We start from the raw sequence: 22966 nt of genomic DNA, 5'->3' as shown, positions 1-22966 counted from the left end.
ATGAGGCGAGAGATGATGATGAACCCCCCAAGCATGGCGGAGCCCACATGACCGCAGCGGCCCCCGCCACCGCCCCCCGGCGGTCGCAGAACGTATTCTGGCGCCGCTTCCGGCGCAGCGCCCCCGGCAAGATCGGGGCGGTGATCGTGCTGATCTTTCTGGTGCTGGCGCTGCTGGCCCCGGTGCTGCGCCCCTACGACCCCAGCAGCGACGTGGACTACCGCTTCCGGCTGGCGCCGCCCAGCATCTCGGCGCTCTGGAACGCCGAGACCCGCACCCGCTACACCGACGCGGTCAGCGGCCGGGTGGACTACTTCCGCCATCCCTTCGGCACCGACAACCTGGGCCGCGACATAGCGGTGCGGGTCTGGTACGGCGCGCGGGTCAGTCTGGCCATCGGCTTCCTGGCCACCGCACTGGCGCTGCTGATCGGCAGCGTGCTGGGCCTGCTGGCCGGCTTCTTCGGCGGTCCCACCGACACGGTACTCGGTTACGTCAGTGACGTGATGCTGGCGTTTCCGAGCATCCTGATCGCCATCGGGGTGGCCACCATCCTGACCCGCCTGCCGGGCCTGTACACCGTGATGCTGGCCGTCAGCATTCCGCAGATTCCCACCTACCTGCGGCTGGCCCGCAGCGTGGTGTTGAGTATCCGCGAGCGCGAGTTCGTGCAGGCGGCCGGCGCTCTGGGCGCCACTTCCGGCCGCCTGATGTTCCGGCATGTGCTGCCCAACAGCCTGTCCCCGCTGATCGTGCAGGGCGCGCTGAGCATCGCCACCGCCACCATCGAGGCGGCCGCGCTGGGCTTCCTGGGCCTGGGCGTGCCGCCCCCGGCGCCCGAGTGGGGCACCATGCTGGCCGACAGCCGCGACTATTACACCAGCGCCGCCTGGACCATGATCTTTCCGGGGCTGGCCATCCTGCTGTCGGTGCTGGGCTTCAACCTGCTGGGCGACGGCCTGCGCGACGTGCTGGACCCCAGAAGCACCCAGTAACCAGAAAACCCGCAAACAAACAAAGGAGGCCAGCAGCTGCTGGCCTCCTTCGCTGTGCCGCCTACTCCAGCCGGCTGACCTCGCGGCCCGGCAGCCCGTGGGCGTGGGCGGCCTTCAGGGCGTCCAGGGCGCGGCCCCGGTGGCTGATGGCCCGCTTCTCCTGCACGCTCAGCTCGGCCATGCTGCGCCCGTCCGGCAGCAGGAACAGCGGATCATACCCGAAGCCGTTCTGACCGCGCGGCCCCTGAAGCAGCTCTCCCTGCACCTCGCCCCGGTAGGTTTCCAGATGCCCGTCCGGGTACGACAGCAGCAGCACCGAGATGAACTTCGCGGCTCTTTCCGTCTTGCCACGCATCTGCTCCAGCAGGTACAGGTTGCGCTCGGTATCGCTGCCCACGTTGCCGTAGCGCGCGCTGTACACGCCGGGTGCCCCCGACAGCGCCGCCACTTCCAGCCCGCTGTCGTCGGCCAGCGCCACCAGACCAGTCTGGGCCGTCACGGCGCAGGCTTTCAGGGCGGCGTTCTCCTCGTAGGTGCTGCCGGTCTCCTCCGGCAGCATCAGCCGGGGTAGCCGGGGGTCATTCAGGGCCAGCAGCTCCCAGCCCAGGTCCTGGAGCGCGTCTTGAATCTCGGCCACTTTGCCCGCGTTGGAGGTGGCGACCACCACGCGCATCGGTTCAACAGTCATAACCCGCATGATAGAGGATGCAGACCGGCGCGGTCGCCGCATTTCTGAACCGTGGCCCACCGGCCCGCGCTCAGTACTGACGCCCGAAGATCACCCGCTTGCTGTACCCGCTGGGTTTCCCGGTGTGGAAGCACACGCCACTCTCCTCCTCGGCAAAGAATTCGCCGTCCGAGAGCGGCTCGTTGCGGATGGTGGCCTTGGTCTCCTCCTTGATCTGCCGCTCGCTCTCCGGGTCGCCGCAGTGGAAGGCCCGCACCCACTTGCCGGCCTCGATGGCGGCCTTGAACTCGTCGTAGCTGTCCACCGTGACGGTGTTCTCCAGCAGGAAGTCGGTGGCCCGCTGCAGCAGGAACGCCTGAATGCCGTTCAGGCGCTCGACCATGCCCTGCACCGCCTCGGCCCGGGGCAGCGTCTCCTTGTCAGCACCGGTGCGGTTCTTGACCACCACCACGCCCTGCTCCAGATCGCGGGGGCCAAGTTCGATGCGGACCGGCACGCCCTTGAGCTCCCAGTCGTTGTACTTGAAGCCGTTGGTCACGCCGTCGCGCTTGTCCACCTTGACGCGCAGGCCGGCGGCCCTCAGCTCGGCGGCCAGCCGCTCGCCCTCCTCCACCATCTGGTCGAAGTTGTCCTTGCGGCCCACCGGAATGATCACCACCTGGATGGGCGCGATGTTGGGCGGCATGATCAGGCCCTGATCGTCGCCGTGGGTCATGATCAGCGCGCCGATGATGCGGCTGCTGATGGCCCAGCTGGTGGTGTGCGCGTAGTCTTCCTTCTGCTCGCGGGTCTGGAACTTCACGTCGAAGGCCCTGGAGAAGTTCTGGCCCAGGTAGTGCGAGGTGCCGCTCTGCAGCGCCTTGCCGTCGCGCATCATGCCCTCGATGCTGTAGGTGGCCACCGCCCCGGCGAAACGCTCGCTGGCGGTTTTCTCGCCGCGCACCACCGGCAGCGCCAGCACGTCGCGGCAGAACTCGTGGTAGATGTCCAGCATCTGCCGTACCTCGGCGCGCGCCTCCGCCTCGCTGGCGTGGGCGGTATGGCCCTCGTGCCAGTAGAACTCGCTGGTGCGCAGGAACAGCTTAGTGCGCAGCTCGGCCCGGAACACCGCGCCCCACTGGTAGTGCAGGAACGGCAGGTCGCGGTAGCTGTTCAGCCAGTTGCTCCACATGTGCCCGATGATGGTCTCGGAGGTGGGGCGCATCACGTACGGCTCGTCCAGCACGTCATTGCCGATCTTGCTGACGGTGAAGAGCTCCGGGGCGAAGCCCTCCACGTGATCGGCCTCTCTGGCGATGAAGTTCATCGGGATCAGGGTCGGGAACAGCAGGCTCTCGTGGCCGGTCTCCTTGAACTTGTCATCGAGCCAGCGCTGGATGCGCTCCCACAGCGCCGAGCCGTAAGGCTTGACGACCATGGCGCCCTTGACCGGGCTGTAGTCGGCCAGGTCGGCCTTGACCACCACCTCGTTGTACCACTCGTTGAAATCCACCGATTGCGGCGTCACGCCGTACTGCGCTGCTTTCTTGTCGCCCGTCATGAGCCGCAGGATAGCAGGGGCAGGCCAGTGGCAGCCGGTCCGGGGCACTGTACTTTTTTAAAGCTCTCCTGAAGGCCTCCGTAAACCGAGCACAAGAGCGGGCCCATCCAGCCACCCCACCGCCAGGACTACGTTGAGCCCAGGAGGGATCACATGACCCAGAACGACATGAGCCAGGTGGACGACGCGATGGAGCAGGACCTCAAGGCCCGCATCACCGAGCACCTGCAGATCAAGGACGTCAACGGTGAGCACGTGGGCACCGTGGACCACCTGGACGGCGACCGCATCAAGCTGACCAAGAGTGACAGCAGCGACGGCCAGCACCACTACATCGACCTGTCGGACGTGCGGAGCGTGGACGACGTGGCCGTGTACCTGGAGAAGAGCCGCGACGATCTGAACCTCGGCTGAGGATCAAGCAACAGGCCGCGCCCGGATCATCTCCGGGCGCGGCCTCTTCAATGCTCTACTTCAGCTGCGATTGCACGCGCCTGAGCAGGTCGCCGGCCCCCACAATGCCCACCCGCAGCATCTGCACGTAGAGGTCCGGGTCGAGCGGCGTGCCCTCGGCCCCGCCCTGCGCCTCAATCAGCTGGCCGTCCAGTGTGGCGATCACGTTCAGGTCGGCGGTGGCGCGCACGTCCTCCTGATAGTCCAGGTCCAGCCGCACCTCGCCGTCCACCAGACCCACGCTCACCGCGCCCACCGGATGCCGGATCGGCCAGTCGCTGAGCGTTCCGGCGTGAATCATCCGGTCGCACAGGTCGTGGAGGGCCGCGTACCCGGCCAGCAGCGACGCGATGCGGGTGCCACCGTCGGCCTGCAGCACGTCGCAGTCGATCACCAGCGTCTGGTTGCGGAAGGGCGTCAGGTCCAGCGAGGCGCGGAAGGCCCGGCCCAGCAGGCGCTGAATCTCATGGCGGCGGCCGTTACTGAGGTTGCGTTCGCGGCCGAGCCGCTCCTGGGTGGCGCGCGGCAGCATCGAGTACTCGGCCATCAGCCAGCCCTCGCGCTTGCCGCGCATGTGCGGCGGGACCTTCGGGTCGGTGCTGACCGTGGCCAGCACCTGGGTGTTGCCCAGATGCAGCAGGGCGCTGCCCTCGGCGTAACGGCTGACACTGCGCCGCACCGTGAGTTCTCGGGGCTGGAGCAGATCGCGCCCCTGGCGGGCGCTGGGCCGGGCAGACGTGTGCGTCAAAGCGGAACCTCAATCCGGATGCCCGTCACCGCGACATCCTCCTGCATCAATTGTCGCACGACCGGCTGCACCTGAGCAGGATTCCCGGTGGTCAGGTAACGAACCTGCCCGCCCACCGGGTTCAACAACCCGCGCTCCGTCAGCACCTGGCGCGTTCGCCGGGCCACTCCCCGGCCCGAATCGAACAGGGCGAAGCGGTCCCCGAAGCTGCGGCGGATGGCCGGCACCAAGAACGGATAATGGGTGCAGCCCAGCACCAGCGTGTCCATGCCCTGATCGGCGGCCGGGGTCAGCAGGTCGCGCAGGGCCGTGTCCGTGGCGGGCGCGTCCTGCTGGCCCGCCTCCACCGCCGGCACCATGCCGTTGTGCCACAGCGGCAGCACCCGGATCCCGGCCGGCTGCGCGAACTGCGCCACCACGTCCCGCAGCAGCGACCCCTCCAGCGTGACGGGGGTAGCGAAGACGCCCACCACGCCGCTGCGGGTGGCGGCCACCGCCGGCTTCAGCGCCGGCACCAGCCCGATCACCGGCAGGCCGTCGCCCACCCAGGCGCGCACCGAGGCCAGCGAGAAGGCGCAGGCGGTGTTGCAGGCGATCACCACCGCCTTGCAGCCCTGCTCTCTGAGCCACTGGATGGCCGAGCGGGTCAGCTGCTCCACCTCGGCGGGCGAGCGCTCCCCGTACGGCGCGTGGGCGCTGTCGGCGTAATAGAGGAAGTCCTCGGCGGGCAGTTCACGGCGCAATTCGGCCAGCACGCTCAGGCCGCCCACCCCCGAATCGAAGACCCCCACCGGAGCGGCGGCGCTCATTGGGGCGGGTCGGTCACGGCCGCGCCCGAGTCGCGCAGCAGCACCGGAGTGTCAAAGTCCCGCTGCGGCCACTGCGGCTGCATGGTGATGGCGTCCGGCGGGCAGCTGCGGGCACACGCGTTACAGCCGGTGCAGGCCGCGAGGTTCAGGTGCAGCGTGACCCGGCCGTCCGGCTGCACGTCCCGGACGATCGCGTCGGTGGGACACACGTTGTCGCACACCGGACAGTCAATGCAGCTGTCGTCCACCACCGGGGCGGGCCAGTACACCGCCGTGTCCGGCGCCGGGGTGGGCTTCATGGCCCGCAGCCGCCACTGCCACTCGTCCGGCACCCGGTCCTGCGGCTCGGACCAGTCCACGAACGGCAGCGGCTGGTCCGGAATCGCCTGCGCCGCCACGCTGCGCGCGCTGCGGGCCAGCGCCCCGAACATGCTGCGGCGACTGACCCGCTCGCCCCCACCCCCCACGCTGGGATCGCCGCGCCGCAGCGTGACCGGCGCGGTGTGCCCGGTGGCGGCCCTCAACTGCTGGGCCTGTTCCACCACCCGCTCCACCGAAGCCGGCACCGAGGGATCGCCCAGGTCGCAGGCGGCACAGTCGCCGTGCACCAGCGCCAGCGGCAGGTCCCAGGCCCCGGCGGCCATGACGGCGCTCTCGGTCACGCGGCCCAGGCAGGCCAGCGTCTTGCCCGCCTCGTCGCTGCGGCTGCACACCAGCCGGGCGCCGCCGTCCTGCTGCCGCTGGTCGCGCACGGCCGCGATGGTGGCGGTCACGTCGTACTCCAGCGCCCCGGTCGGGCAGGCCTGCACGCACAGGCCGCAGCCGGTGCAGCGCGACGGGTCGATGCTGACCGACGTCTGGATGCTGACCGCCTCATGCGGGCAGGCCTGCTGGCACAGGTCGCAGCCGCCCACCACCAGCCGCTCCGACAGACAGCGCGGCCCGGTGTACCGGGGCACCGGGTTGCCGTAATCGCCCAGCAGCTTGAAAACTCCCTCTAGCACGCTCTTCCCTGCATATCCGGCAGTCTAGCGCCTGGGGCCGTCCCCAACTGCGAGGTTGTGCGTGCTGCGGGGGGGCTCAGAACAGCCGCAGCCGGTAGAACACGTAGGCCAGGATGCCGCTGACCGCCACCATCAGCCCGATCACCACCGGGAACATATACGGATGCGTCTGGAACGGAATCGGCACGTTCATGCCGAACACGCCGGTGATCAGGGTCGGAATGGCCACCAGGATGGTGGTCACGGTCAGCAGCTTCACCACCTGGTTCACGTTGTTGCTGATCACGCTGGCGAAGGTGCCGCTCATGCTGGTCAGGATGTTGCTGGCGATGCCCACCATCTCGATGGCCTGCAGGTTCTCGATCAGCACGTCGTCCAGCAGGTCGGCGTCCTCCTCGTACATCTCGAAGATGCGGTCGCGCTTGACCCGCTCCATCATCAGCTCGTTGGCCTTCAGGGCGGTCATGAAGTACACCAGGCTCTTCTCCAGCTTCAGCAGCTCCAGCAGCTCCTTGTTGCGGGTGCTGCTCTCCAGCCGGTCCTCGGTGCGGTCCACCTGCTTGTTGATGTGCCGCACGTCAATCAGGAACCGCTGCGCGTTGCGCAGGAACAGCTGCAGCGTCAGGCGGTTCTTCTTGGCGGTGTGGACGGTGCGGATCAGGCCGCCCACCAGGTCGCGGACCACCGGGTTCTCCATCGCGCAAACCGTCACCAGACAGTGATCGGTGTGCAGGATGCCGAGCGGCACCGTGTCGTAGGGAATATCGCTGGCGTCGGGCAGCCGGTAGCTGGTCTGCATGATGATGAGCAGCTGTCCATCCTCGCGTTCGAAACGGCTGCGCTCGTCCGGGTCGAGCGGATATGACAGGTAGTCCAGCTCCAGGCCAGTCTCGCGGCTCACCACCGCCAGCTCCTCGGCGCTGGGACGCTGCACGTCAATCCAGCAGCCGTCCACGAAGTGGTCCACGGTCTGCAGCTTGCCTCCGATGCTGCGGTAGTAGGTCAGCATGGAAGCCTTGGGGTGTTCAGTTCAGGGACAGGGCACATGGCGACCTCCGGGCGTGACAGGCATGACAAGGTGGTATGGGCCCTGAACTGGGCGGTTCCAGATCGTTGTTCATGTCATCACCTCCCGGACGCGCCGTCGTCTCTGGCGGCTCCTGGACTCACTGCCCAGGCCGCCGCAGCGCCCCGCATGCTAGCTCAGCGGTCCAGGGTGGAGCAACCGCCCCGGGCGCCCTGCACCGGCCCTCATGCCGCGTCTCTAGACTGGCCGGGTGACCCTGTTGCGCCTGTTTGCCCGTCAGGTGACGGCCCGCGTGCTGCCGCTGGCCCTGACCGCCGCCCTGATGGTCGGGGCGGCCGCCCTGCTGGCCCGGCAGGCCCCGCAGGCGCAGCTGCTGACCTGGGGCCTGCTGCTGATCGGTCTGGTGCCGCTGCTGACGTGGCTGCTCGGCGGGCTGTCGGCGTTCGGACGCGGGGTGGGCGGGCGGCTGCCCACCTCCGGCCACCGGTGGGCCTGGAGCGCCTACCTGCGGCTGCTGCTGGAAATCCTGCTGCTGAGCGGCGTGTGGGTGGCCATCCTGCTGACCTTCGGGGTGGGCGTGCTGCCGCTCGGCAACCTAGGCACCAGCGGCAGCGGCGGGCAGGCGCTGGGGCTGATGCTGCTGGCCGCCCTGGTCGGCCCACCGGCCACCAGCATCGCGGGCGGAGCCATCGGGCGCAGTTCCCGGCTGGGCTTCAGCGGCGGGGTGCTGGCCTTTCTGCTGCTCAGCGGAGTGTGGTGGGTGCTGTCCAGCCGGCTGCCCGGTGGGGTGGCCCTCAGCGTGCCGCTGCAGGGCTTTCCAGCCGAGTACTGCCCGGCCCGCTGCGTGCTGCGGGCCAACGGCGCGGCGCTGGCGCTCCAGCCGTGCTGGGCGCTGGTGATGCTGTGGCTGGCCGGACATAGCCTGTCGCGGGCCACCCGCCCGCCGCTGCGTAGCCTGCCGGTGGACTTCCCCGCCGGAGTTCAGGACACCGGACCGCAGCACCGGACCTGACCCCCGCCCTTCATCCGGCTGCATACGTTGACGGGCGCTGCATCCTGCGCTATAGTTTCGTCATCACCGCCTGAGAAGGGCGGATTTTTTTTGTCCCGTAGGCGCTATGCTCAGCCGGTCATGAATACCGCCACTCCTGCGCCGGGCCCGCTCGCCGGGCTGCGCGTCATCGAAATGGGTTCGCTGCTGGCCGGACCGTTCGCGGGCCAGCTGCTGGGCGACTTCGGGGCCGAGGTCATCAAGGTGGAGCCGCCCGGCCAGGGCGACCCGATGCGCGTATGGGGCCAGCACCGGCCGCAGGGCCACAGCCTCTGGTTTCCGATCATCGCGCGCAACAAGAAGTCGGTCACGCTGAACCTGCGCCTGCCTGAAGGCCAGCAGCTGGCCCGCGAGCTGCTCAGCACGGCGGACGTGCTGGTGGAGAACTTCCGCCCCGGCACGCTGGAGGGCTGGGGGCTGGGCCCGGATACGCTGCAGCAGCTGAATCCGGGGCTAGTGATGCTGCGCGTCAGCGGCTACGGCCAGACCGGGCCGTACCGGGATCGGGCCGGCTTCGGCAGCATTGGGGAGGCGGTGGGCGGCCTGCGGGCGCTGACCGGCGAACCCGGGCGGCCACCGGTGCGGGTAGGCGTGACCATCGGGGACATGCTGGCCGGGACCCTGGGCGCGCTCGGCACCATGATGGCGCTGTACAGCCGCACCACCAGCGGACGGGGTCAGGTGGTCGACGTGGCGCTGTACGAGGCGGTGCTGACCTACATGGAGAGCCTGATTCCGGAATTCGCGCTGGCGGGCCAGATCCGGGAACGCTCCGGCAGCACCCTGCCGGGCATCGCGCCCTCAAACATCTACCCGGCGCTGGGGCCGGACGGTCAGCCGGGCGAGTGGGTGGTGATCGGGGCCAACGCCGACACGGTGTTCCGGCGGCTGTGCGCCGAAATGGGGCGACCGGAGCTGAGTGACCACCCGGACTACCGGGGCCACGAGGCACGCGGCCTCCACATGAATGAGCTGGACGAGCTGATCGCGGCCTGGACGGCCACCCTGCCCGCAGACGAGCTGGTGACGACGGCTAGGGCAGGCTGGAGTCCCGGCCAGCCGGGTCTACAGCGCCCGCGAGATGCTGCAGGACCCGCACTTCGCGGCCAGGGGCAACATCGTGCGGCTGCACCACGAGCAACTGGGCAGCTTCCCAATGCAGGGCGTGGTACCGCGCCTGAGTGAAACGCCCGGCGCGGTGCGCAGCCTGGGGCCACAGCTCGGGCAGCACAATCAGGACGTCTACGGCGGGCTGCTGGGCCACACGGCCGGGCAGCTGGCCGCCTTTCAGGAACAGGGGGTGATCTGAGTGACGGCGGTACAGATCGTGGAGGTGGGGCCGCGCGACGGCCTGCAGAACGAGGCGACCCGGCTCTCCCCCACCCTGCGGGCGGAGCTGGTCCGGCAGCTGCTGGAGGCGGGACTGCCGCACGTCGAGGCGGTGAGTTTCGTGCATCCGGCGCGGGTGCCGCAGATGAGCGGCGCCGAGGAGGTGCTGACCGACGTGGAGGCCAGCACGCCCGGCGCCATCCTGACCGGTCTGGTGCTGAACGAGCGCGGGTTCGAGCGGGCGCTGGCGGCAGGGCTGCGGCGGGTGCGGTATTCGTTCCCGGTGACCGACGGCTTTGCCCGCGCCAACCAGAACACGACGGTGGCGGAGGCCCTGGAGCTGGCCACCCACCTGATCGGGCGGGCGAAGCGCGAGGGGCTGCACATCGGGGTGGTGCTGGCCACCAGTTTCGGCTGCCCCTTTGACGGCCGGGTGACGACCACCCAGACGCTGCGGGTGGCCGAGCAGGTGGCGCAGGCGGGCCCGGACGAACTGGTCTTTGCCGACACCATCGGCGTGGGGGCGCCACATGCCGTGCGGGAGCTGGTCCAGGCGGCGGTGGCCTGGAACCGGCCCGGGCTGCAGCTCGGCGGGCATTTCCACAACACCCGCAACACCGGCTATGCCAACGCGCTGGCAGCGGTCGAAGCCGGCGCCACCGTACTGGACAGCAGCGTGGGCGGGCTGGGCGGCTGCCCGTTCGCGCCGCGCGCCACCGGCAATATCGCCACCGAGGATCTGGGGTACCTGCTGCGCGAGATGGGCCTCCAGACCGGCCTGAACCTGGACGCGCTGATCCGGACCTCGCGCTGGCTGGAGGAGCAGCTGGGCCATGAACTCCCGGGCATGCTCTACAAGGCCGGCGACTTCTGAGCCCGCCTACACTGAACCCATGACCCGCCGCACCCCGCCCACGCCCCACGTTCCGCCGGCCCTGAAGCGCCGGGCGCTGGAGCTGCTTACCCTGCTGGAGGCCAGCTACCCGGACGCCCGCACCGAGCTGGAGTACACCACCCCCTTCGAACTGCTGGTGGCCACGGTGCTGTCGGCGCAGGCCACCGACGTGAGCGTGAACGCCGCCACGCCCGCGCTGTTCGCCCGTTACCCGAACGCGGCCGCGCTCAGCCAGGCCACCCCGGAGGAGGTGGAGCCGTTCATCCGCACCATCGGGCTGTACCGGGGCAAGGCGCGGCATCTGGTGGCGCTGTCTCAGCTGCTGCTGGAGCGGCACGCGGGCGAGGTGCCAAACGACTTCGAGGCGGTGGTGGCGCTGCCCGGCGCGGGCCGCAAAACGGCCAATGTGGTGCTGAGCAACGCCTACGGCTACCCGGCCATCGCGGTGGACACCCATGTGGGCCGGCTGGCCCGGCGGCTGGGCCTCAGCACGAACACCAATCCCGACCGGGTGGAGCAGGACCTGCAGCGGCTGTTTCCCCAGGACCGGTGGGTCTTCCTGCACCACGCCCTGATCCTGCACGGGCGGCGGGTGTGTGTGGCGCGCAAGCCGCTGTGCAGCCGCTGCACGCTCGCCGCGCTGTGCCCGAAGGTGGACGTGGTGCAGGCCGGCTGAATCCTAAAGGCTGGCTTCAGGGGCCAGTTGTGGGCGTCCTGCACACGCTTTTGCTGGCGGCGCCCGCATCCGGTGCACGGCAGCACGTCTGGGAGCCTGCGCCCCGCGTCCCGGAAATAGGGGTACACTGGCCCCGATGAATGAGAGCGGACAGTTGGAGCGTCTGTACCAGGTGCAGCAGCTCGATTTGACCCTGGACCAGTTGCGCGAGCAGGAAGGCGAAACGTCCAGCGAGTTACGGGAGGCGCGGGCACAGCAAGAGCGCATCAACAACGACCTCGAGGACACCGAGATCACCCTGGAGAACGTCGAGAAGCAGGTGCGGCGCCTGGAACTGGATGTGGGCACCACCAACGAGCAGATCGCCCGCAACAAGGCAGAACAGGACAAGAACGCCACCAATCCCAAGATGCAGTCGCAGTACGAGAACGTGATCCAGCAGCTGCAGGAACGCGTCTCCGAGTACGAGGAGAGCCTCGCGCCCTACTACGAGCAGCAGAGCGCCCTGAGCGAGCGCGCCAAGGCGCTGCGGGCCGAGCACCGCGCCCTGCGGCCGCGCCTGGGCGAGCTGGAGGATGCCGACACCGCCCGCATCCAGGGGCTGCGTGACCAGGGACAGGGCACCCGCGACGAGCGCAAGGAGCTGGCCAAGGACCTGGACTCGCGGCTGCTCAAGGAATACGAGATGATCCGCAAATCCAAGAAGGGCATCGGCATCGTGCCGTTCGAGGGTGGGCGCTGCACCGGCTGCAACGTGATGCTGCCGACCAACGTGCAGCAGCGGGCCGCGCTGGGCAAGCTGCCGGGCGTGCGCTGTCCCAGCTGCGGGCGCTTTCTGTTCAAGCCGAGCTGAGCGGGAACATGGGTGGAGCGGGAGGCCGGGGCAGCTGCCCCGGCCTCCCGCTGCTGATGAAGTGCTGCTGAACCCAGCCTCCCGCCGCCGCGTGATACAACCACCCATGCCGTCCGTCCAACCTGACAGCCTGTATGCCCTGACGTTTCCCTCGGACCCCCAGCTGTCCCCGGACGGCCGGCGCGCGGTCTTCGTGCTGACCCGCATCGAGGAGGAGGACCCGCTGGCGGCGGATCCCGCTTTTCCCAAGCCGCGCTACCGCAGCCGCCTGCAGCTGACCGACGGCGGCCCGGCCCGCGATCTGACCGCCGGGCGGGGCCGCGACGCCTCGCCGCGCTGGTCGCCAGACGGGCGCACCATCGCGTTCCTGAGCGACCGGGACGAGCGCACCAAGGGGCGCATGCAGCTGTATGTGCTCGCGCCGGACGGCGGCGAGGCCCGCCAGCTCACCACCTTCAAGACGGGCGTGTCGGGCGCGGAATGGAGCCCGGACGGGCAGTTCCTAAGTTTCCAGAGCCGGGGCGACACGGAGGACAAGCGGGAGGAGCGCGGCGAGCCGTACGCCACCGAGGCGCTGTCCTACCGCTCCAACGGACGGGGCCTGCTGCCCGAGACGCCGGCGGCGCTGTACCTGCACCGGCTGGACAGCGGCGAGACCCGGCTGTGGCACCAGCCGGAGCAGCCGATCAGCGACTATGCGTGGTGGCCGGATGGGCGCGGCGTGCTGCTGGTCAGCAGCCTGAGCAACACCGACGCGGCCCAGTGGCGCAGCGAGGTGTTCGACCTGCCGCTGGAGGGAGAACGCCGGCAGCTCACCAGCTGGGCCGCTCCGATCGGCAATCTGGCCCCGCATCCGGACGGGGTGCGCTTCGCCGGGGTGGGCCGCGCCCCCGGCACCCTCAACACCCAGGACCCGCACGTGTTTCTGTTCTCGGAGAGTGGCGAGGGCCGCCGGCTGGACGGCGGCTGGGACCGGCCCACCAGCAACATCGTGGCCGGCGACCTGCACGTGGGCAGCTTTCCGGAGCGCCCGCGCTGGCGCGACGAGCAGATTCTGACGCTGCTGTCCACCCTGGGCGGCAGCACCGCCATCATCGAGCTGGGGTTGGACGGAGAGGTGCAGGTGCAGCAGCACGACCCGGAGCGCCTGATCAGCGCTTTCAGCCTGCAGGCCGGGCAGCTGGCGTGGCTCTCGGAGAGCGTGACCGAGCCGCCTGAGCTGTACCTGAACGGCGAGCGCATCACCCATCAGGGGGCCACGCTGCCCTTCACGCCGCGGGGGGCGCAGCGCGTGACGTTCCAGAACGAGCTGGGGGAAGGCGAAGGCTGGGTGATGCTGCCGGAAGGTGACGGCCCCTTCCCCGCCCTGCTGAATATCCACGGCGGGCCGCACACCGCCTACGGGCACGGCTTCATGCACGAGTTCCAGCTGTTCGCGCAGCAGGGCTACGCCGTGTGCTACAGCAACCCGCGCGGCTCGGTGGGCTACGGACAGGCCTGGTCCGACGACATCCAGGACCGCTGGGGCACGGTGGACATGCAGGACCTGCTGGCCTTCTTCGATGCCTGCCTGGCACAGATGCCGCAGCTGGACGCCAGGCGCACCGCCGTGATGGGCGGCAGCTACGGCGGCTACATGACCAACTGGATCACCAGCCAGACCGACCGCTTCCAGGCGGCCGTCACCGACCGCAGCATCTGCAACCTGATCAGCTTCGGCGGCACCTCCGACATCGGGGCGCGCTTCTGGGACGACGAGCTGGGCGGCAACTTCCAGCGCAGCCACGACGTGCCGCACCTGTGGCAGATGAGCCCGCTGAATTACGTGGAGCAGGTGAGCACGCCGACCCTGATCATCCACAGCCTGGACGACCTGCGCTGTCCGATCGAGCAGGGCGAGCAGTGGTACACCGCGCTTCAGCTGCACGGCGTTCCGACCCGCTTCGTGCGCTTTCCCGGCGAGGACCATGAGCTGAGCCGCTCAGGCCGCCCCGACCGGCGGGTGCGGCGGCTGCAGGAGTACCTGGACTGGCTGAAGCGCTACCTGTAAGCACCCTAGGGGTTCAGAAACAGCTCCCCGACCCGCCGGATGAAGCGCTCGCGCCGCTCCAGCTGGGCCGGGGTGTACTGTTCGGCCAGCAGCCGGTCCTTGAACGCGGTGAGGGTCTGCTCCGGCGGCACGTCCCAGCTCTGGAGCGGGGTACACCCGATCTGCATGTCCTGGCCCCAGACCCACTCGGGGTTGGTGGGCAGCCCGAACGCGGCCGCCTCCAGCGGCCAGGTGGCGTCCACCGTCATGTCGCCGTGCGGCGTATGCACCACCAGATAATTGTGGACATCCACCACCGGTTCGCCCGCCGCCAGCGCCTTCAGTTCCGGGTCCATGTCGGCGCCGGGCGGCAGGCGGATCAGCTGGGTACACGCGATCAGGCGGCTCTGCAGCCCCCACTCGAGCAGCAGCGCCTGAAGCAGCTCATGTTTGGTGGAGCAGGTGCCGCGCCACCCGCCGATGATGCCGGCCGGCTCATGGGTGTCGGCGCGGGCATACGGCATGTCTCGCACCAGCCGGAACGCCAGCTCCGGCGTGAGCCGTTCTTCGGCACCGATCAGGCCTCGCTCCAGCGCGGCGCCATGCAGGTGCTCTCCCAGGGGTCCGGCCCAGCGTGTCATGCCTCAGGGTAGATCACGGGTCTGCGCCGCTACAATGCCCGCATGCTCTTTCTTTCCATCGTGCTGCTGGCGCTCGCCTTTCTGGTGGGCAGCCTGCCGCTGGGCCACCTGCTGCTGGCGCGGCTGGGGCTGGATACCCGTGTCAACAGCGCCTACAACCTGGGCGTCGAGAATGTCCTGCGCCGCGTCGGACCGGGGCCGGCGCTGCTGAGCGCGGCCCTGGACGCCGCCAAGGGCTTCCTGGCCGTCCTGATGACCTCCAGCCTGAGCGGCGTGAGCGGCAGCGGCCCGGAGCTGAGCGTGCTGGCCGGGCTGGCCGCCTACCTGGGTCACCTGAACCCGCCCGCCCGGCTGTACGGGGCCACCGCCCCGCGTGGACGCGGCAACCTGGTGCTGCTGGGGGTGCTGGCCGGGCTGAGCGTGGCGGCCCACCTGAACTACTGGTACACGGTGCTGCCGCTGGTGGTGTACGCGGGCGTGCTGGGCCTGGGCGGCTTCGTGAGCGTGGCGACGCTGGCGGGTCTGGCGGTCTTCGCGCTGCTGATCGGGCTGAGCGGCCTGGGCGTGGCGGCCAAGCTGGCCGCCCTGGCGCTGCTGCTGAGCGCGGCGTGGCGCTTCAAGGAGAACATCGGGCGGGTGCTGGACGGCACCGAGCCGCGCATCGGTCAGGACGTGCCGGTGACCGGCAAGCGTGACGACGTGGTGGTGGCCGCCTTCATGATTCACCCGCTGGACCTGCAGGACTTCTGGCAGAGCCGGCGCTTCTCGTGGATGCGTCCGCTGGTGCAGCGCGGCGTGATCCGCGAACAGACGGTGCGCCAGATGGCCGAGAGCATCCGTCCGATGAAGGTGGGTGAGCTGAGCGGCATCCGCACCACCGGCGGCAAGGAGGTGCGCGCCTACCTGCTGAGCAGCCCGCTGCTGCCGGAAGTGTTCCGCGACAACCCGGAGCTGGCCACCCGCCGGGCGGTGGAGGGAGCGCGGTTGGCGCAGGAACTCGGCGCCTCGGTGTTCGGGCTGGGGGCCTTCTGGAGCGTGGTGGGCAACAAGGGCATCGACGTGCAGGCGGCGGTGCCGGGCATCACCGTCACCAACGGCGGGGCGTACACCTCCGGCACCATCAAGGCCGCCATTCCCGGCATCCTGCAGCACTTTCAGGCGGAGGGCCGCGACCTGAAGCAGGCCACCGCCGCCGTGGTGGGCGCCAACGGGGTGGTGGCCTTCGGGATTGCCCGCACCATCGCGCCGCAGGTCCGGCGGGTGATCATGCTGGGCCGCGACCTGGAACGGCTGGAGCGCAGCGCCAACACCCTGCGCCGCGCCAACAAGGACACCGAGATCATCACCACCACCGACTACGGTGCCCTGCGGGAGGCCGACCTGATCTTCACGGCCACCAGCGACCCGGACCCGGTGATTTTCCCGCAGCACGTGAAGCCGGGCACCTGGATCTTCGACGAGGGCCGTCCCGCAGACGTGGACGATTCGGTGCGGGCGGTGCCGGGCGTGCGGATCATTCCCGGCGGCGTGGTGCGCCCGCCGGGCCGGATGCAGACGCAGGTGAACCTGCACTTCGGGGAGGGCGCGGTGCCGGCGTGTCTGGCTGAGACGCTGATCATCGCGGCCACCGGCGAGCACGAGCGCAAGAGCCTGGGCGCGCAGACGCTCACCGAGAACGTCAACTTCTTCGTGGAACAGGCGGACCGGCTGGGCTTTCACGTGGTGGACTGACCCGGCCCACGTCCGCGGCTCTCATGGAGCTATACCCGGTCTGTACCACCGCCCCTATACACTGCCCTCACATGGCCTTCTCCCTGGACCCCGACTACCTGATCAAGACCTTCTCCTATGTCGGCATGGCCGGCATCGTGTTTGCCGAGACCGGCCTGCTGCTGGGGTTCTTCCTTCCGGGCGACAGCCTGCTGATCGCCGCCGGCCTGTTTGCCGCCAACGGCGACCTGAACCTGCTGCTGGTGATGCTGGTGTGCGCGGTGGCCGCCTTTGTGGGCAACACCGCCGGCTACTGGATCGGGCGGCGGTTCGGGGCCGGGGTCTTCGCGCGGGTGCGCTTCCTCAAGCCGGAGTACGTGGTGCAGGCCCGGGAGTTCTTCGCGCGGCACGGCAACCAGACGCTGGTGCTGTCGCGCTTCATCCCGGTGATCCGCACCCTGGTGCCCACCCTGGCCGGCACGGTGGGCGTGGATTTCCGGCTGTTCACCATCTACAACGCGGTGGGGGCCGTGCTGTGGAGCGTGTCGGTGCCGCTCGCGGGCTTTCTGCTGGGCAAGGTCATTCCCAAGGACATTCTGGACAAGTACATCCTGGTGGTGATCGCGGTGGTGCTGGTGGCGTCCCTGATTCCGGTGGGCCTGGAGGTTCTGCGCCGGCGCCGCAAGAGCGCCACCTGAGCCAGGGCACAACACAGCGGCGCACCCTTGCATCTGGGTGCGCCGCTTTTCTTCAGGGTTTCAGCTGCCCGGCAGGTCCGGGTAGATCGCGTCCGGGTCGGCGCCGCTGCGGACGCCATCGTCAAAGATCTCGGTGTCCGAGTCCGATTTGCTGCCCGGTTCCTGATGGGTGCCGGGACCCGGATGGGTGCCGATCTTCTGCGCCTCCTGGCTGGACAGATCCTCGTTGTCCACGGAGACGTCGCCCTGATCCAGATGGTCCTGTTCGTGCTTGTCGCTCTGTGTCATGGTGTGCTCCCTTCGGTACCGGTTCAGCCTAGACCGCTCCCGGCAGGCCACTGGCGTCCGGCGCCACTTTCCGAACGCTGTCTGAATGTGGGCGCCTCGGCCCGCGAGCGGCATCTGCAGGGCAGACGCGTCCGCTTCCCTGCTAGCATCGCCACGTGACTGCTGCCGCCTGCCCTCCTGTCCGTGTTGCCGGAACCCGCTGAATGCTCGCCACCGTGAGGAGTGTGGCCCTGATCGGCGTGGACGCGGCCGTGGTGGACGTGGAGGTGGACGTGTCTCCGGGCCTGCCGGCCTTCACCATCGTGGGCCTGCCGGATCAGGCGATCAGCGAATCGAGGGAGCGGGTCCGCGCAGCCATCCGCAACAGCGGGTACCCGTTTCCGGCCGCCCGCATCACGGTCAATCTGGCGCCCGCCGATCTGAGGAAGGAAGGCCCGCTGTACGACCTGCCGATTGCGCTGGGCGTACTGGCGGCCCAGGAGCTGCTGCCGGCCGCGCAGCTGCACGGGCTGCTGGTGGCCGGAGAACTGGCGCTGGACGGCTCGCTGCGGGCGGTGGCAGGCGCCGTGAACCTGGCCCTGCTGGCGGCCGAGCGGCAGCGCGCGGTGCTGCTGCCGGAGCTCTCGGCCCCGGAGGCCGCACTGATTGACGAGGTGACGGTGTACGGCCCGGCCAGCCTGCGCGCGGCGGTGCAGCACCTGAACGGGGAGGTGCTACTCTCCCCTACTCCCCCGGACCCGCCGGACGACACCCAGGAGCTGCTGCCGGACCTGGCCGACATCAAGGGGCAGGCCCAGGCCAAGCGCGCCCTGGAAATCGCGCTGGCGGGCGGCCACAACCTGCTGCTGATCGGGTCACCCGGCAGCGGGAAGACCATGCTGGCCCGCCGCGCTCCCGGCCTGCTGCCACGCCTTACGCGGGCCGAGGCGCTGGAGGTGACGCGCATCCACAGTGCTGCCGGCCTGCTGACGCCGCGCAGCGGACTGGTGCGGACCCCACCGTACCGGGCGCCGCACCACACGGTCTCGGATGCCGGACTGATCGGGGGCGGCAGCATTCCGCGCCCCGGCGAGGTGTCGCTGGCCCACCGGGGCGTGCTGTTCCTGGACGAGTTTCCGGAATTCGACCGCCGGTCGCTGGAGATGCTGCGTCAGCCGCTGGAGGACGGGCAGCTGACCATCTCCCGGGCGCGGGCCACCGTGCGTTACCCGGCCCAGTTCCAGCTGATCGCCGCGATGAATCCGTGTCCTTGTGGCCACTTGGGTGACCCGGAACGGCCCTGTACCTGCACGCCCGCCGAGCGAACACGGTACGCGTCGCGCATCTCCGGCCCGCTGCTGGACCGCATCGATCTGGTGATGCGGGTGCCGCGCCTGACGGTGGACGAGCTGAGCCGCGCCCAGCCGAGCGAACCGAGCGCCGTGGTGCGATCACGGCTGCAGGCGGCCCGCGAGACGATGCTGCAACGGCAGGGAGAACGCAACGGGCTGCTGGCCGGTCAGGCGCTGCGGCAGCACGCGCCGCTGGCAGCCGGACCCGACGCCTTTATTCGTGCCGCCGCCCGGCAGCTGGCCCTGACCGGGCGCGGCTACGACCGGGTGCTGCGGGTGGCCCGCACCATCGCGGACCTCGCGGGGCAGCCGGACATCAACGAGGCTCATCTGGCCGAGGCAGTGAGTTTCCGCCCGCGCAGCCTGGTGTAGCGGGGCCGCCCCGGCTTGTCCTTGAGCGGAGCGGTGCCGGAACTTCATGCCAGAACTTCACAATACGGAGCATGAATCTCTCTGGAAAAGTCGTGCTGATCACTGGGGCGTCCGGTGGAATCGGGCTGGCCGCCGCGCGGCTGTTTGCTGCCCAGGGCGCCCGGGTGGCGCTGGCCGCCCGATCTGCGGAGCGGCTGCAGGCGCTGGCCGAGGAACTGCCGGGCGCCCTGGCGGTGCCCACCGACATGCTCGACGACGCGGCGGTGCGCCGGATGGTGACGGGCACCCACCGTCATTACGGACAGCTGGACGTGCTGGTCAACAACGCCGGGCGCGGCATGCATGTGCCGGTGGAGCAGGCCAGCCTGGAGGATTACCGCCAGCTGCTGGACCTGAACGTGGTCAGCGTGCTGAACGCCATGCAGGCGGCCATTCCGCTGATGCGGCAGCAGGGGGGCGGCGCCATCGTGAATGTCAGCTCCGGCACCACCAAGATGCTGATTCCCGGGCTCGCCCCGTACTCGTCGAGCAAGCACGCCCTGAACAACCTCTCGCTGGTGGCCCGCGCTGAACTCGCCCCGGACGGCATCGTGGTGAGCGTGGTGCATCCGGGCATGACCGACACCGACTTCGGCCGCAACTCGGTGTCGGCCACCCCCGAGCGGGCCGGCAGCTATCGCCAGGGTGACCCACCGGAGTACGCCGCCGGCCTGATCCTGGAGGCGGTCCAGACGGGCGCGGCCGAGGTGTATGCCGCCAGCGTCCAGGCGCGGCTGGACCGGGCCAGCGTCTAGACTGCATCCATGACCAGCCAGTTTCCGGCCGAAACCAGTGCCAGCGGCGCGTTCGTGCGGCAGCCGTACACCTTCCGGGGCCGCTTCAGCCGCGACGGTTCCACCCCCTTCCCGGCCGAGGCCGGTCGTTACCGGCTGTACGTGTCGCTGGCCTGCCCGTGGGCCCACCGCGCCGTGATCGTGCGGGAACTGCTGGGCCTGCAGGACGCCATCTCGCTGGCGGTGGTGGACCCGGTGCGCGACGAGCGCGGCTGGGCGCTGCGCCCGGGCGACGGCCACGGCCCGGACACGGTGGGCGGCTTTCAGTTCCTGTCGGAAGCGTACCTGCGCTCGGACCCGAACTATCAGGGCCGCTACACCGTGCCGTGCATCTGGGACACGCAGACCGGGCAGCTCGTGACCAACAACTACCCGGACATCACGCTGGACTTCGAGACCGAGTTCACGGCCTTTCAGCGGCCCGGCGCCCCGGACCTGTACCCGGAAGCGCTGCGCCCAGAGATCGACGCCCTCAATGCCGTGATCTACGAGGAGGTGAACAACGGGGTCTACCGGGCGGGCTTCGCGGCCAACCAGGCGCGGTACGACGAGGCCGTCACCACGCTCTTCGCCCGGCTGGATGCGCTGGAGCAGCATCTGGCTACGCGGCGCTACCTGGTGGGCGGGCAGCTGACCGAGGCCGACATCCGGCTGTTCACCACGCTGGTGCGGTTCGACGCGGTATATGTGGGCCACTTCAAGTGCAACCTGCGTAGGCTGGTGGACTACCCGAACCTGTGGGGCTATGCCCGCGACCTGTATCAGCGGCCCGCTTTCCGGGAAACGGTGAACTTCGATCACATCAAGCGTCACTACTACCTGACGCACCCGAAGCTGGACCCCACCGGCATCGTGCCGCTGGGACCGCTGACCGACTGGGACGCACCGCACCAGCGGGAGCGGCTGGCGTGAATCCGCTGGACAATCCGTTCTGGCACGCCCTGACCGGCCCCCAGCGGCCCTACAGCCGCAGCGGTGGGCAGGCGGCCCGCTACGAGCCCCAGTTCGCCCCGATGGCCGGACTGGAGGCCAACACGCCCGCGGCCTGGGCCGACCTGACCACGCTGACTCCTCCGGGCGACACGGTGGCCCTGTTCGGCCCGACCCTGCTGGACGCCCCGGCCGGCTGGACCCGGGTGGGCCAGGGCGACCCGATCCAGATGGTGCAGCTGCAGGCCCAGGCTCCCCTGCCGACCCCCGCCGGGTTCACCGTGCGCCCGCTGGGTGAGGCGGACGTTCCGGCCATCCTGGCGCTGGTGCAGCTGACCCGGCCGGGCCCCTTCCGGCCCCAGACGGTGGAACTGGGCCTGTATCTGGGCCTCTGGGACGAGCGGCACCCGGACGGCCCCCTGCTGGCAGCCATGACCGGCGAGCGGGCCCGTCTGGAGGGGGCCCGTGAGATCAGCGCCGTCTGCACCCACCCGGACTATCGCCGTCAGGGGCTGGCCCGCACGCTGGTGTCGCAGGTGGCCGCGCATACCCGTGCGGCTGGGCAGCGGCCCTTCCTGCACGTGAACCGCGACAACACGGCGGCCCAGGCCACCTACGCCAGCCTGGGCTTTGAAGCCCGGGAACAGCTGTGGGTGAGCGTGATGCGCCGCGACGAGGCAGCCGAGGGCGGCTTACACTCTCAGGCATGACCTTCTCGATCGTGGGGCGCGACGCCCGGACCGGTGACCTGGGCGTGGCGGTGGCCAGCAAATTCCTGGCGGTGGGCGCGCTGGTGCCGTACGCCCGCAGCGGGGTGGGCGCGGTGGCCACCCAGAGTTACGTGAACCCGAAGTTTGGACCGGACGGCCTGCGCCTGCTCTCCGAGGGATACGCGGCGGCCGAGGTCATGGCGCTCTTCCGGCAGCAGGATGGGCAGATCGAGCAGCGGCAGTTCGGACTGGTCAGTGCCAGCGGGGACAGCGCCACCCACACCGGCAGCGGCTGTCACGCCTGGGCCGGTGGGATGGCCCGCCCGGACGTGGCGGTGCAGGGCAACATCCTGACCGGGCCGGAGGTGGTGGACGCGATGCTGTCCGCCTGGGACAAGGAAGCCGCCCTGCCGCTGCCCCGTCGGCTGCTGGCCGCCCTGCTCGCGGGTGACGCGGCCGGCGGCGACCGGCGTGGCCGGCAGTCGGCCGCGCTGCTGGTGGTGGGACCGGGACGCGGGTACGGCGGCCTGAGCGACGACTGGGTCAACCTGCGCGCCGACGACCATCCGCAGCCGGTGCAGGAACTGGCGCGGCTGCTGGACACCTTCGACCTGCTGTTCGGGCGGCCGGAGCAGACCCGGCTCCTAAGTGCGGAGGAACTCGGGTGGCTGCGCGCCGAGCTGGTGCGGCAGGGGTACGTGCCGGAGCTGCCGGACGGCCCCTGGGACCAGGCCACCGAGGCCGCGCTGTGGGCACTGTACGGCACCGAGAATCTGGAGGAGCGCTGGGTGGCGGGCGGGCAGGTGGATCCGGTGGCGCTGGCGTACCTGCAGCAGCGCTGGTCCTGAAGCGGCGCGGGCGGCGGTACACTGAGCCATGCGCCTCTCCACCACGGACATCTATGCCTTCCAGGCGCTGGGATACCTGGGAACGCAGGACGCGGCCCGCTGGATCTCCAGCGATGACATCAGCGAACACACCGGCATCGCCCGGCCCTACCTGGTCCGGATCCTGGCGGCCCTGAGCGCCAAGGGCGTGATTCGCAGCAAGAAGGGCATCGGGGGCGGCTACGCGCTGGCCCGCAAACCTCAGCTGATCAGCCTGTGCGAGGTGGTGCGCGCGGTGGACGGGCCGGTAGCGCCGCTCAGCTGTATCTCGCTCAACTGGCGTGAGCACTGTGCTGAGGAAGAACGCTGTCACGCCCGCAACACGGTGTACGTACGGATGCGCGACGCGATGCTCGCGGTGCTTCAGGAGTTCAGCGTGAATGATCTGGTGCAGGATGCCCAGGCGGGCGTCAGCTATCACCACTGCCTGGAACATCTCCTGCGGCCCAACGTCTAGCACGCAGAGAGG

25 protein-coding genes are annotated in these 22966 nt (G+C 69.8%); 17 read left to right on the top strand and 8 right to left on the bottom strand.

Features of this window, described 5'->3' with window-relative positions:
* The first annotated feature begins 47 nt into the window (after positions 1-47).
* On the top strand, positions 48-995 hold the full coding sequence (locus ABOD76_RS16075) for an ABC transporter permease (protein WP_350242971.1): 948 nt from the start codon (positions 48-50) through the stop codon (positions 993-995).
* A gap of 61 nt (positions 996-1056) precedes the next feature.
* Here the strand turns inward: ABOD76_RS16075 and rdgB are convergent, their stop codons facing one another.
* Positions 1057-1683 (bottom strand): RdgB/HAM1 family non-canonical purine NTP pyrophosphatase, encoded by a 627-nt coding sequence (gene rdgB, locus ABOD76_RS16070; protein ID WP_350242970.1) that lies wholly within the window; start codon positions 1681-1683, stop codon positions 1057-1059.
* A gap of 70 nt (positions 1684-1753) precedes the next feature.
* A complete protein-coding gene (gene proS, locus ABOD76_RS16065) occupies positions 1754-3223 on the bottom strand; it encodes a proline--tRNA ligase (protein WP_350242969.1) in 1470 nt (489 codons plus the stop codon).
* 153 nt (positions 3224-3376) lie between these two features.
* On the opposite strand from proS, the gene ABOD76_RS16060 reads away from it, so the two are divergent.
* On the top strand, positions 3377-3637 hold the full coding sequence (locus ABOD76_RS16060; protein ID WP_350242968.1) for a DUF2171 domain-containing protein: 261 nt from the start codon (positions 3377-3379) through the stop codon (positions 3635-3637).
* 55 nt (positions 3638-3692) lie between these two features.
* Here the strand turns inward: ABOD76_RS16060 and rph are convergent, their stop codons facing one another.
* The 4 genes from rph to ABOD76_RS16040 all read right to left on the bottom strand — a co-directional run bounded on the left by rph (position 3693) and on the right by ABOD76_RS16040 (position 7246).
* On the bottom strand, positions 3693-4424 hold the full coding sequence (gene rph / locus ABOD76_RS16055; RefSeq protein WP_350242967.1) for a ribonuclease PH: 732 nt from the start codon (positions 4422-4424) through the stop codon (positions 3693-3695).
* The gene (gene murI, locus ABOD76_RS16050; RefSeq protein WP_350242966.1) at positions 4421-5233 is read right to left on the bottom strand and encodes a glutamate racemase; all 813 of its coding nucleotides are present in this window, start codon (positions 5231-5233) and stop codon (positions 4421-4423) included. Before murI ends, rph begins: the two co-directional genes overlap by 4 nt.
* The gene (locus tag ABOD76_RS16045; protein ID WP_350242965.1) at positions 5230-6237 is read right to left on the bottom strand and encodes a 4Fe-4S binding protein; all 1008 of its coding nucleotides are present in this window, start codon (positions 6235-6237) and stop codon (positions 5230-5232) included. The genes murI and ABOD76_RS16045 overlap by 4 nt, the downstream gene beginning before the upstream one ends.
* A gap of 76 nt (positions 6238-6313) precedes the next feature.
* Positions 6314-7246 carry a magnesium transporter CorA family protein gene (locus ABOD76_RS16040; protein ID WP_350242964.1) on the bottom strand — a complete coding sequence of 311 codons (933 nt, stop codon included), beginning with the start codon at positions 7244-7246 and terminating at the stop codon, positions 6314-6316.
* A 268-nt stretch (positions 7247-7514) separates the two neighbouring features.
* Between ABOD76_RS16040 and ABOD76_RS16035 the strand changes: the two genes are divergently transcribed.
* The 7 genes from ABOD76_RS16035 (at position 7515) to ABOD76_RS16005 (ending at position 14118) form a co-directional block, all read left to right on the top strand.
* Positions 7515-8276 (top strand): hypothetical protein, encoded by a 762-nt coding sequence (locus ABOD76_RS16035; RefSeq protein ID WP_350242963.1) that lies wholly within the window; start codon positions 7515-7517, stop codon positions 8274-8276.
* A gap of 120 nt (positions 8277-8396) precedes the next feature.
* Positions 8397-9500, top strand: coding sequence for a CaiB/BaiF CoA transferase family protein (locus ABOD76_RS16030; protein ID WP_350242962.1), 1104 nt, complete (start codon positions 8397-8399; stop codon positions 9498-9500).
* Complete coding sequence (locus tag ABOD76_RS16025; protein WP_350242961.1) at positions 9397-9624, top strand: CoA transferase; 228 nt, start codon at positions 9397-9399, stop codon at positions 9622-9624. Before ABOD76_RS16030 ends, ABOD76_RS16025 begins: the two co-directional genes overlap by 104 nt.
* Complete coding sequence (locus ABOD76_RS16020) at positions 9625-10518, top strand: hydroxymethylglutaryl-CoA lyase (protein WP_350242960.1); 894 nt, start codon at positions 9625-9627, stop codon at positions 10516-10518.
* 19 nt (positions 10519-10537) lie between these two features.
* The gene (gene nth, locus ABOD76_RS16015) at positions 10538-11215 is read left to right on the top strand and encodes an endonuclease III (RefSeq protein ID WP_350242959.1); all 678 of its coding nucleotides are present in this window, start codon (positions 10538-10540) and stop codon (positions 11213-11215) included.
* A gap of 136 nt (positions 11216-11351) precedes the next feature.
* Positions 11352-12068 (top strand): zinc ribbon domain-containing protein, encoded by a 717-nt coding sequence (locus tag ABOD76_RS16010; RefSeq protein WP_350242958.1) that lies wholly within the window; start codon positions 11352-11354, stop codon positions 12066-12068.
* 106 nt (positions 12069-12174) lie between these two features.
* On the top strand, positions 12175-14118 hold the full coding sequence (locus tag ABOD76_RS16005; RefSeq protein ID WP_350242957.1) for a S9 family peptidase: 1944 nt from the start codon (positions 12175-12177) through the stop codon (positions 14116-14118).
* A gap of 5 nt (positions 14119-14123) precedes the next feature.
* Here ABOD76_RS16005 and ABOD76_RS16000 read toward each other — a convergent pair whose 3' ends face one another.
* Entirely contained in the window at positions 14124-14738 is a 615-nt protein-coding gene (locus ABOD76_RS16000; RefSeq protein WP_350242956.1) for a hypothetical protein, read from the bottom strand.
* Positions 14739-14780: 42 nt separating this feature from the next.
* Here ABOD76_RS16000 and ABOD76_RS15995 point away from each other — a divergent pair, with 42 nt between their 5' ends.
* Positions 14781-16469, top strand: coding sequence for a glycerol-3-phosphate acyltransferase (locus tag ABOD76_RS15995; protein ID WP_350242955.1), 1689 nt, complete (start codon positions 14781-14783; stop codon positions 16467-16469).
* 71 nt (positions 16470-16540) lie between these two features.
* Positions 16541-17146 (top strand): DedA family protein, encoded by a 606-nt coding sequence (locus ABOD76_RS15990; protein ID WP_350242954.1) that lies wholly within the window; start codon positions 16541-16543, stop codon positions 17144-17146.
* A 60-nt stretch (positions 17147-17206) separates the two neighbouring features.
* On the opposite strand, the gene ABOD76_RS15985 is transcribed toward ABOD76_RS15990, so the two are convergent.
* Positions 17207-17434, bottom strand: a complete 228-nt coding sequence (locus tag ABOD76_RS15985) for a hypothetical protein (RefSeq protein WP_350242953.1) — start codon at positions 17432-17434, stop codon at positions 17207-17209.
* A 203-nt stretch (positions 17435-17637) separates the two neighbouring features.
* Here ABOD76_RS15985 and ABOD76_RS15980 point away from each other — a divergent pair, with 203 nt between their 5' ends.
* The 6 genes from ABOD76_RS15980 to ABOD76_RS15955 all read left to right on the top strand — a co-directional run bounded on the left by ABOD76_RS15980 (position 17638) and on the right by ABOD76_RS15955 (position 22954).
* Entirely contained in the window at positions 17638-19137 is a 1500-nt protein-coding gene (locus ABOD76_RS15980) for a YifB family Mg chelatase-like AAA ATPase (RefSeq protein ID WP_350242952.1), read from the top strand.
* A 71-nt stretch (positions 19138-19208) separates the two neighbouring features.
* The gene (locus tag ABOD76_RS15975) at positions 19209-19931 is read left to right on the top strand and encodes an SDR family oxidoreductase (RefSeq protein ID WP_350242951.1); all 723 of its coding nucleotides are present in this window, start codon (positions 19209-19211) and stop codon (positions 19929-19931) included.
* Between the two features lie 9 nt (positions 19932-19940).
* A complete protein-coding gene (locus ABOD76_RS15970) occupies positions 19941-20882 on the top strand; it encodes a glutathione S-transferase family protein (RefSeq protein WP_350242950.1) in 942 nt (313 codons plus the stop codon).
* Positions 20879-21610 (top strand): GNAT family N-acetyltransferase, encoded by a 732-nt coding sequence (locus tag ABOD76_RS15965; RefSeq protein ID WP_350242949.1) that lies wholly within the window; start codon positions 20879-20881, stop codon positions 21608-21610. Before ABOD76_RS15970 ends, ABOD76_RS15965 begins: the two co-directional genes overlap by 4 nt.
* Positions 21607-22458 (top strand): DUF1028 domain-containing protein, encoded by an 852-nt coding sequence (locus tag ABOD76_RS15960; protein ID WP_350242948.1) that lies wholly within the window; start codon positions 21607-21609, stop codon positions 22456-22458. The genes ABOD76_RS15965 and ABOD76_RS15960 overlap by 4 nt, the downstream gene beginning before the upstream one ends.
* A gap of 28 nt (positions 22459-22486) precedes the next feature.
* The gene (locus tag ABOD76_RS15955; RefSeq protein WP_350242947.1) at positions 22487-22954 is read left to right on the top strand and encodes an Rrf2 family transcriptional regulator; all 468 of its coding nucleotides are present in this window, start codon (positions 22487-22489) and stop codon (positions 22952-22954) included.
* The last annotated feature ends 12 nt before the right edge of the window (positions 22955-22966 follow it).

This window comes from Deinococcus sonorensis KR-87 (assembly GCF_040256395.1).
In the GTDB taxonomy this organism is placed as follows: Bacteria; Deinococcota; Deinococci; order Deinococcales; family Deinococcaceae; genus Deinococcus; species Deinococcus sonorensis.
Note: the sequence above shows the minus strand (reverse complement) of the source record. Positions and strands in the feature narration are given on the sequence as shown.